The sequence below is a fragment of the Methanothermobacter sp. genome, from assembly GCF_049720995.1.
GTDB lineage: Archaea > Methanobacteriota > Methanobacteria > Methanobacteriales > Methanothermobacteraceae > Methanothermobacter.
Genome location: NZ_JBNASF010000039.1, coordinates 1 through 7,172, shown reverse-complemented (window position 1 = coordinate 7,172; position 7,172 = coordinate 1). Strand labels below are relative to the sequence as shown.

Here is a 7,172-nt window from a genome sequence, read left to right as displayed (position 1 = left end):
GACAAAAAAGGGGGAACCTCAGATCCCGGATCATCAAGATACTGCCATACCCTCCATCGAATGTGAACCGGACAAAAAAGGGGGAACCTCAGATCCCGGATCATCCCACCAGAAGACCCTGCTCAACTATCCTGTAGGGCGCCTCCCTGGTCCCTGTGGGTGTGCTGGCGGATATAATGGAGCCATCCATGCGGATGTGCACATCGAAGAGTTCAGGAATCCCCTTCTCTATTTCTGGATCCGCAACACCCTCTGTATATGCCACAAGTGCTATTCCATTGGCCTCCCTCACACGGTTATTGTAGGCCTTGAGCACCCTAAGCACAAGCCGTGGGGGGTTGAATGCCAGGAGGATTGATGCAGAGTCAAAGGCTGAAAGGAATATGCCTGACTCCTGGTAGAGGCTCCTTGTGGCTATACCAACCTTAACCATCAGGTCAGTGGTGTTCTGAAGGGCCGAATACCTTATGTTCCCAGAATCCTGGGGCTTACCACCTCCAAGTCCGCTTGGAAGATCAATTACATGCAGCTTATCACTGAATGTCTGGATGAACCAGTTAAAGGCCATCGTGTTCCTCTGAAGGTCCCTGTAACCGTATTCCGCCGCTATGAAAAGGCATGGGGTTCCAGCCTGTAGTCCCCTGTAGATGAACTCCGTTGCAAGTACGGATTTACCTGCCTTGGGGGGACCTGTAACCAGCATGACTGAACCAGGCTCCAGTTCACCAAGGATATCATCAAGTCCAGCTATACCTGTGGTGTAGTTCTCACTCATGATATCCCTCACGGGTTGACCTTAAGGCCCTCATCGTCTATGGTGTAGGGGGCGCTGACCCTCCCTGTCCCTATCATGGCCTCAACTGTAAGTTCGGATCCGTCGAGGTGTATTATGTTATCCACAATTGCCTTGAGCATGGTCTCGACCTTTGGGTCCGCCGATCCCTCTGTGTAGGTTACAATGGCAGTTCCGCCGGCGTCCTTGATCCTCATTATGTATGCTGTGAGGACACGGACTATCAGCATCTCATCGTTGAATGCCATCAGCGTTGTGAGGGAGTCCAGAACAGACCTGAACATGCTGTAGCCTGCAGTTATATTCCTTATGGCAACCCCCAGCTTCACCATTATATCGGTGGGGTTATGCACAGATGATGAGAGGTAGGTGTTTCCAGCATCAGATGCAGGTCCTGAGATGCTTGATATCGCGTCTATCACATATAGAAGTTCCCTCTCCATGTAGCTCCCGGCATCCATACCAAGAACCTGCATGTTCCTCTTGAGGTCCGCCAGCCCATAGTCTGTGGATATGTAGAGACAGGGTTCACCACTCTCAGCACCCCCCGCCGTGAAACCATAACTGAATATGGATTTTCCAACCTTCGGAGGTCCATAGACAAGTGTAACAGTATTTTCAGGAATCGCCCCCCCACCGATGAGTTCATCAAGGCCACGTATTCCTGAGGAAATTTTAACAATCATTTAACCACCATAGAGAAGTCCAAGGAGGGTTTCAAGTGCTTCCTTCACTCCCCATTCCTCCTTGAGTGAAACAGGTATTATGGGGACATCTCCCCCAAGCTTCATCCTTGCCCTTATATCCTCAGGTGATAGTGCGCCTGGAAGGTCCTGTTTATTGGCAACCACAACCTTGGGTATCGCCTCTGCCCTCGTCTTTCTTATCATCTCCTTGGCCCTTGCGAAGGTTTCAGGTGCGGTTGAGTCCACCAGTATGAATGCTCCGACAGCCTCCCTTGATAGCACATCCAGTATGAGGTCGAACCTCTCCTGTCCAGGTGTCCCGAAGATATCCGCCATAAACCCCTTATACTCAAGGTGCCCTATATCCATTGCAATGGTTGTCGGGAATGCCGAGAGGGCCTTTCTGTCAACAGAAACCGCTTTTGTGGATATGGACTTTACGAATGTGGATTTTCCTGAATTGTAGGGGCCTGTCACCAGTATCTTGGGCACATAGACCTTTACTCCACCGGGCTGTACAACAAAGAAGAGGACCATGGTTTCAGTGGGGGTGGACCAGTCAGAATGGGCAACCATGAATCCCTGTCCTATTATGACCCTCTCCTCGATCGTCCGCAGGTCAATGACACAGTCCATCAGTGACCTCAGTTTATCCATCAGCTCCCTTTCATAGTCCCATTCGGTGAAGAGGTAAACAATGTTGACATCCAGTTCAGAGGCCCTTCTGTTCCATGCCTCAACAATTTCAAGGGTGTCACCGTTCCCCAGGTAATCTATTATTACAGATAGGCAGTTTATTACCCCCACTCCACCAGGAATATCCTCTATTGCACTCAGAACTGTTTCCTTTATCTCTGAGTAATCACTGACAGTGTAACGCTCCTCTGATGGCATTCCAAGGAATGGTGAACTTCCATCAACAAAGAACATATCCCCCCTCTCAATGTGGGGCTCAATGTCCCAGCCATAGGACCTGAATTCATATATTATGCTCTCTGGTTCCTCAACATTGGTGAATATGAACCCCTTCTCACCCTCATCAAGGCGCCCGTTGAGCATCTGGTAACCGAATGCCTCATAGTCCACTCCAGGGGATGCCGAGAACATCACAGAAGCTCCCTCCCTCACTCCACCGCCCAGGAGGTCGTCGAGTTTCGGGATGTAAGTCATCTTCATGTTCACATCTCCCTTAGAATTTCATCAACCTGTGCCGCCCTTGAATCCATTTCAAAGAGCAGGAGCCCAAGCTGTGCCTCCGGTTCTGCCAGGGCCGTGAATATGGCCTTCTCACCTGCAGGTTTGAGAATGATTATGCCCTTCTCGGTTCTCACGGTTATCTCAGAAACGCCTCCAGTGTTCATCTGCCCTGATGCCGCCTCTGCAGCACCCATTATGGTTGAACATAGGGCTGAGAATATCCTGGCATCAACATCTGGAGGTGTCCGTGCATTTATAAGCAGCCCTTCCTTTGAAACAATACCCGCAGCCCTTATCTGACCGACCTGCATAAAAGCAGAGAGAACATCATCCAGTTTTTCCTTCTTTGTTTTGGCCATCAATACACCCCAGTGACTCGTTAACCGGTATAATGAAGTGTCCCCGGCGATGAGTATTACAGTCTAATTATGTTGTTAACCCTTTATATCAGTTTACATCTGGCTGCGGTGGAATAATATCTAAGGAGGAACCCATACCGCCTCGGATGTTGTGAAGACGTAGTGATCTGAAAGGGCAGGATTATGGTAAGTGCCGGTCAGGTTCTCTGTCCTGAAGGTCCGTGAGATGGATCTTCTCATGCAGAAGTTCACCCTGTCAGAGAGGGACTCCCTCAGGGAAGGCTCCATGGGTGGTCCAGAGAGCCATGCCCTCAGACGGAACTTTCTCCGCCCGTATGTGCTGTTGTAGCCCTCTTCAATCATCTCAACCCTCAGAACCCTGACATCTGACGGCCATAGCAGGGAAGGTTTCTGGTTCTGGTACTCCTCAAAGGTAACACCAGGGTAGACTGCAAGGGTGTCTGTGGAAACCCCTTCCAGGGCCCCTGTTTTTGCAGCCGAATGGGCCGCCAGAAGTTCAAGCTGCATTCCAGCCAGACCCGAGATGAGTGTGGCAATGAGGAGCCCTGCCCCTGTAAGTATCAGGTACTCCAGGGGTAACTGTCCTCCAATACAGCCATAGATATGACCACATGCCCTCAAATCCCTCAGAGATGAACCTACCGGCTCCCAGCAGATATGATCATCTGAACTCAGAGCCCCACCTCCGAGACCATGATAAGGGTCCTGTTATTCCTGCTGGTATTCCTTATTGAGTACTTCCTGCCTGCCTCAAGGTTAACTGATGCAGGGTTACCCCCTGAGTTCACGATGATAACAGGGTATATATCCGAGAATCCCCTGTAACCATCCGCCCACCCATAGACCCCTGTTGAGTTTATCCTCAGACTGTAAGCTGATGTGTGGTTGAGACGGGGTGGGAGCTCAACAACAACCTCACGGCCCGGCCCACCTGCAACTGCAAGGTCAACGGCACATGCCACTTCATCCATTAGGATGCGAAGTTCAAGAAGCTTCTCCTCATGGTGAACACCCTCCATCCTTGAACCTGCAATGGCAACCATGGTGGATAAAAGTAAAACCATGAGAAAGGTCGATGTTACGGCGTCAGCTACCAGAACTCCAGATGAATCCATGATAATAATTAATAAATTTTTATATATAAATATTACTATCTGGTGTATAGATATAGTTTGATGAACATAAACCCTAACATGTATTCCCTAGTGGTCTTCACCGGGGGTCCCCATAACTTCCATGAACTTGAGGAATTTGTTGAGGATGCCGGTGGGCTCATAATCCAGAGGGACACATTCAGCGTTCACAGGGGCCAGTACTTCCTGAGAAATGAGGTCAGAGTCCTGTGCATCATTCCCAGCGCAGATGAAGACACCCTCAGAGAGACCGCCCGCAGGATAAAGGGGGAGATAGAGGACCTGGAGGTTGACCATGATGTCCTTGAGAGGATACAGTCCCTTCTTGAGGTCTATGATAGGCTGGCAGAAGAACCCTCATGGACCCCCGGAGATGAGATTGTGGCCGATGACGTCCTCCTTGATGAGATGGTTGACCTGGAACTCATTGAGAGAAGAAAGATGGGCCATAGGGTCGAGTACCGTCTGATATGAAATTTTTTATGCCAGCGGCAATTAGGGCCCATCATACATCAGAGGCATGTCATCCACATTTATGTAGGTGGTCTTTCAGATCAGTATAGAGCTGGAGGATTATTATGGCAAATGAAATAAAACAGCTTGTGATAGGTATAAGCAGAGAGGGAGAGATAATCGTAAAGAGCAACAGGGGGAGGATCTACCCGGTTAAGGTATCGCCAGACCTCAGTTTCAGCTGTGAGGACCTCTTCAGGCACGCTGAGAGGGAACTCTACGCAACAATAAACACCGAGGTCCAGCCCTGGGAATGTGTGTCCATTGAATACGTGGAACCTGAGTAAAATCATCAACTTTTATTTCACTCAGAGATACCCTGGTTTCACAGCCAGTGACACCCAACACACCACTTAAATAAAATGAGGAGTACATAGCTTTACTGACACCAGATACACCAGATAGGAGTACAACAATTCAGTGGAGGATATCATGAGGGGAGAGATTCTCATAACCGCCGGAGTAATCCTTATAATCACAGGCATACTCCTAACATTTATTGGAGGGGCCCTCAGCGCCTCCCAGACAAGGGATAAGGGGGAGGTTAAGGCCGCAGGGGTTGTAATGATAGGGCCTGTGCCCATAATCTTTGGCAGCGACAGGAACATGGCCATCACAGGGGTTGTACTTGCCCTGATACTCATGGTGGTGGCATACATACTCTTCTACAGATAGGTGTGCCCCCATGAGGATCATAATGGTAGCCGGCGGAGAATACGGCGCCAGGGTGGTGAACACCGTGGCTACCCATGGACTGGCACCGGACATTGTGGCTGTATTTGATTATGATGACTATTCTGGTGAATTTCTGGATGATCCGTCGGCACTTCTTCCCCCGGAAATCCCTGAGGCAGATCTCACAGTGGCTGTGGGACTTTTCGGTGACCTTAACCTTGTGGCGGCTGAAATAGCTGTTGAATCAGGATCAAAGGCCCTCATAGTAGAATCCCACGCGCCGACTCAGCTTCCCGAAGGCCTTAAAACCGAAATTTCAGGGATGGTTGAATCAGCAGTCTTCCCATCACCCTTCTGTTCACTTGAGGCTACAGGAAACCCCTTCATTGACACATTTGCCTCAGGATTCGGAAAGCCAGAGGTGGATATGGATGTGAAGGAGAGTGTCCTTGCGGTCAGGGTTAAAAGGAGCGCCCCCTGCGGTTCCACCTTCTATGTTGCAGAGAGGATAATGGGAGTTCCCCTCCCTGAGGTGGATGTGGCTGCAGGTGAAGGATTCCACAATTACCCCTGCCTGGCATCCATGGACCCTGACCCGGTACTGGGGGATACCCACCTGCACCTTGCAGGTTATCTCACTAGGGAGGCCTTCAAGAGGGCTGCCGGTGTGCCGGGAGTGCATGCCCGCGTGAATCCTCAGGAATGCCTGGGAGAGGAGTGCGGCTTCCTCTGTATGGATGTCTGCCCACTTGTCAGGTTATCCATGAATACCATAAGAAGGAGTGTGACTGCAGAGGTGGACCCCTTCTCCTGCGGTGCCTGTGAAAGGTGCGTGAGGGAATGTCCCCATGGGGCCATGGAAATGATAAACCCAAATCCACAGGATCATCCACACCCCCTCACAAAAAACCCTGAATGATGGAGAGGAGATGATAATCTGAAAGGCAAGGAAACCCCTGAAGTTAAAAAGAAAGCTACAGGTGAGGTTGTATTCATAGGTGCAGGTCCAGGGGACCCTGAACTCATAACACTGAAGGCCATAAGGGTCCTTGAAAGGGCGGACGTTGTGATATACGCCGGTTCACTTGTAAACAGAAAGATCCTGGAATACGCGCCGGGTGCAGAGGTCCACAACAGCGCCCACATGGACCTGGAGGAGATAAAGGAAATCATGGTGGATGCCTGCAGGGCAGGTAAAACCGTGGCGAGGGTCCACACAGGTGACCCCTCGATTTATGGGGCCATAAAGGAGCAGATGAGGGTGCTTGATGAGAAAGGAATCCCTTACAGTGTTATACCAGGGGTTAGTTCCGTATTTGCAGCTGCAGCCGCCCTGGGGGCCGAGCTTACACTCCCTGAGATTTCTCAGACTGTTATAATAACACGTCCAGCCGGGAGAACACCCGTGCCGCCTTCAGAGAGTATCGAGGAGCTTGCAAGACACGGTTCAACCATGTGCATATTTCTGGGTGTCCACATGATAGGGGACGTTGCAGAGAGGCTGATGAAGCACTACCCGCCTGACACCCCCGTTGCCGTGGTTAAGAGGGCCTCCTGGCCTGATGAGGAGATTGTGATGGGCACCCTGGCAGATATATCCATGAAGGTACGTGAGGCTGGTATAAAGAAGACTGCCATGATAATTGTGGGAAGGGTTCTCGAGCCCGGGGACTTCAGAGCCTCGAAGCTCTATGACGCCGGTTTCAGCCACGAATACAGACCCTGAACACACCCATTCTCCTCAAAAATATTCTCCCTGAAGCCGGTTTCAGCCACGAATACAGACCCTGAACAC

The 7,172-nt window shown here is 50.5% G+C and carries 11 protein-coding genes; 5 read left to right on the top strand and 6 right to left on the bottom strand.

What is annotated here, in order from left to right; all coding sequences use genetic code 11:
- Window positions 1–100: 100 nt before the first annotated feature.
- The 6 genes from ACPLJI_RS08730 to ACPLJI_RS08705 form a co-directional block, all read right to left on the bottom strand.
- Complete coding sequence (locus tag ACPLJI_RS08730) at window positions 101–775, bottom strand: RAD55 family ATPase (RefSeq protein WP_424731003.1); 675 nt, start codon at window positions 773–775, stop codon at window positions 101–103.
- 8 nt (window positions 776–783) lie between these two features.
- Entirely contained in the window at window positions 784–1,479 is a 696-nt protein-coding gene (locus tag ACPLJI_RS08725) for an RAD55 family ATPase (protein WP_424731002.1), read from the bottom strand.
- Window positions 1,480–2,655, bottom strand: coding sequence for an ATPase domain-containing protein (locus ACPLJI_RS08720; protein WP_424731001.1), 1,176 nt, complete (start codon window positions 2,653–2,655; stop codon window positions 1,480–1,482). It lies immediately after the preceding gene.
- Window positions 2,656–2,657: 2 nt separating this feature from the next.
- The gene (locus ACPLJI_RS08715; protein ID WP_013295793.1) at window positions 2,658–3,035 is read right to left on the bottom strand and encodes a roadblock/LC7 domain-containing protein; all 378 of its coding nucleotides are present in this window, start codon (window positions 3,033–3,035) and stop codon (window positions 2,658–2,660) included.
- A 120-nt stretch (window positions 3,036–3,155) separates the two neighbouring features.
- The gene (locus tag ACPLJI_RS08710) at window positions 3,156–3,677 is read right to left on the bottom strand and encodes a hypothetical protein (protein ID WP_424731000.1); all 522 of its coding nucleotides are present in this window, start codon (window positions 3,675–3,677) and stop codon (window positions 3,156–3,158) included.
- A 50-nt stretch (window positions 3,678–3,727) separates the two neighbouring features.
- Window positions 3,728–4,171 carry a hypothetical protein gene (locus ACPLJI_RS08705; protein WP_424730999.1) on the bottom strand — a complete coding sequence of 148 codons (444 nt, stop codon included), beginning with the start codon at window positions 4,169–4,171 and terminating at the stop codon, window positions 3,728–3,730.
- A gap of 60 nt (window positions 4,172–4,231) precedes the next feature.
- Here ACPLJI_RS08705 and ACPLJI_RS08700 point away from each other — a divergent pair, with 60 nt between their 5' ends.
- The 5 genes from ACPLJI_RS08700 to cobM all read left to right on the top strand — a co-directional run bounded on the left by ACPLJI_RS08700 (window position 4,232) and on the right by cobM (window position 7,103).
- Complete coding sequence (locus ACPLJI_RS08700) at window positions 4,232–4,663, top strand: methyl-coenzyme M reductase family protein (protein WP_424741245.1); 432 nt, start codon at window positions 4,232–4,234, stop codon at window positions 4,661–4,663.
- Between the two features lie 104 nt (window positions 4,664–4,767).
- Complete coding sequence (locus ACPLJI_RS08695) at window positions 4,768–4,989, top strand: hypothetical protein (protein ID WP_424730997.1); 222 nt, start codon at window positions 4,768–4,770, stop codon at window positions 4,987–4,989.
- A gap of 145 nt (window positions 4,990–5,134) precedes the next feature.
- On the top strand, window positions 5,135–5,377 hold the full coding sequence (locus tag ACPLJI_RS08690; protein WP_013295798.1) for a TIGR00304 family membrane protein: 243 nt from the start codon (window positions 5,135–5,137) through the stop codon (window positions 5,375–5,377).
- A 10-nt stretch (window positions 5,378–5,387) separates the two neighbouring features.
- Window positions 5,388–6,296 (top strand): DUF166 family protein, encoded by a 909-nt coding sequence (locus ACPLJI_RS08685; RefSeq protein ID WP_424730996.1) that lies wholly within the window; start codon window positions 5,388–5,390, stop codon window positions 6,294–6,296.
- Window positions 6,297–6,371: 75 nt separating this feature from the next.
- A complete protein-coding gene (gene cobM / locus ACPLJI_RS08680) occupies window positions 6,372–7,103 on the top strand; it encodes a precorrin-4 C(11)-methyltransferase (protein ID WP_424731029.1) in 732 nt (243 codons plus the stop codon).
- Window positions 7,104–7,172: the final 69 nt, after the last annotated feature.

Excerpts from the sequence above, each read along its gene's own strand:
- ACPLJI_RS08730 (WP_424731003.1), bottom strand. The coding sequence starts at position 775 with ATGAGTGAGAACTACACCACAGGTATAGCTGGACTTGATGATATCCTT.
- ACPLJI_RS08725 (WP_424731002.1), bottom strand. The coding sequence starts at position 1,479 with ATGATTGTTAAAATTTCCTCAGGAATACGTGGCCTTGATGAACTCATC.
- ACPLJI_RS08720 (WP_424731001.1), bottom strand. The coding sequence starts at position 2,655 with ATGAAGATGACTTACATCCCGAAACTCGACGACCTCCTGGGCGGTGGA.
- ACPLJI_RS08715 (WP_013295793.1), bottom strand. The coding sequence starts at position 3,035 with ATGGCCAAAACAAAGAAGGAAAAACTGGATGATGTTCTCTCTGCTTTT.
- ACPLJI_RS08705 (WP_424730999.1), bottom strand. The coding sequence starts at position 4,171 with ATGGATTCATCTGGAGTTCTGGTAGCTGACGCCGTAACATCGACCTTT.
- ACPLJI_RS08700 (WP_424741245.1), top strand. The coding sequence starts at position 4,232 with ATGAACATAAACCCTAACATGTATTCCCTAGTGGTCTTCACCGGGGGT.
- ACPLJI_RS08695 (WP_424730997.1), top strand. The coding sequence starts at position 4,768 with ATGGCAAATGAAATAAAACAGCTTGTGATAGGTATAAGCAGAGAGGGA.
- ACPLJI_RS08690 (WP_013295798.1), top strand. The coding sequence starts at position 5,135 with ATGAGGGGAGAGATTCTCATAACCGCCGGAGTAATCCTTATAATCACA.
- ACPLJI_RS08685 (WP_424730996.1), top strand. The coding sequence starts at position 5,388 with ATGAGGATCATAATGGTAGCCGGCGGAGAATACGGCGCCAGGGTGGTG.